Raw genomic sequence first — 1,353 nt, 5'->3', positions numbered from 1 at the left:
GGTTCATCCGGCAAGTGCATACTTTCTGGTTCAACCGACAAGAACGTAATTAGTTTCATGCAGCGCCATAATTTTAAGTTTAATGAACTCGATATCTCTGAAACCATAGGCCATTTTGTGCAAGGTTTTAATCTTGTTGTTGGTGCCTTCCAACGGCCCGGTTGATAAACCATTGAAATCGAAATAAGCCAGGATGCCTGAGCGGTGTGCCGCAATAGTTTTAGAGAATTGCTTGAGCATGTTGATATCCGAAGCGCCGGCTTTTTTTACCCATTCGTCCAATGCCTTTTGAGCTGAGGTTTTATCCGGTTGATGCCAGATATTGCGTAACTCCTCTTTCATGTAATAGGCTGTTGCCAAGGGTCCATTGAGCTTTAATGCTTCATCCAGGCGTTGACGCTCATTTCGCGTGTCATCCAGGTTGTCAGGGCTCTTGAGCAATAGCCAGCGAATGCCCTTCAGAACAGGTTTACCCAATCCATTCTCTGCTTCTCGTTGCAGATCACGACGTAGTTTTGTCAGCTTTTCATTGAACAGCTTAATAATATGAAAGTGATCGAACACTAGCGCTGCATCTGGGATATTAGCCCGTACCGCACTGATGTAAGCTGGACCCATGTCGGTCGCAACCGCTTCAATCCGCGCCCCCGATCGTTTCAAACGCTTCCAAAACGGAATCAGTGCATCTGCGCCTTTCCCATTACCAACAAAAATCACTGCCCCACGTTGAAGATCCAGAACTATGGTTAAATAGCCCAGCTTCTTGCCTTGGTATATTTCATCCAGCGCAATGCGTTTTATCTTGCCTAATTTCGGCAACCGATAACGTTTATTCAGATTGTCCTTCTGTATCCCCTTAACCAGATCCCAGCTCACCCCAAGATGGCGTGCTACTGCCTGGATGGTCATGTGCTTAGAGAGATCCAAAACCAATCTTTCGAAAGAACGTGTATAGCGCTTGTGCTCATCAGCAAACTGTATCTTTACCTGACGAACTGCTTGGCATCGGGTGCATTCTACCCGCTGAACTGGAAGGTCGATAAAGACTGCTTTTTGACCTATCGGTACTGTGCGGAAGCGTCGAACCAACTTTCCTCGGTAATGTATCTCGCGGCTTTTACATACCGGACATCTCAATCGCCAATGATCCGCTTGGATTGCGACAACTATGACACCCGCAATAAAACAGGTACTTTGATAATAATAACCAACTATGCCAAAGGCGTGATACAGCAAACTGGTCGACATGTTGAAAAAACCTCATCATTGAAAATCAAAGATAATTTCAACCTTTGATTCACTTTCTTTCAACATGCCTTTCTGACTACCAAGTACGCATTTGCCGGATGAACC

Annotated in this window: 1 protein-coding gene; it reads right to left on the bottom strand. The window is 45.4% G+C overall.

Annotated features, from left to right (window positions below; all coding sequences use genetic code 11):
• Nucleotides 1-30: 30 nt before the first annotated feature.
• Nucleotides 31-1,248, bottom strand: a complete 1,218-nt coding sequence (locus C4S39_RS15060) for an ISL3 family transposase (RefSeq protein WP_103967737.1) — start codon at nt 1,246-1,248, stop codon at nt 31-33.
• Nucleotides 1,249-1,353 lie beyond the last annotated feature (105 nt).

The organism is Nitrosomonas ureae (assembly GCF_900108305.1).
Classification (GTDB): domain Bacteria; phylum Pseudomonadota; class Gammaproteobacteria; order Burkholderiales; family Nitrosomonadaceae; genus Nitrosomonas; species Nitrosomonas ureae_B.
Note: the sequence above shows the minus strand (reverse complement) of the source record. Positions and strands in the feature narration are given on the sequence as shown.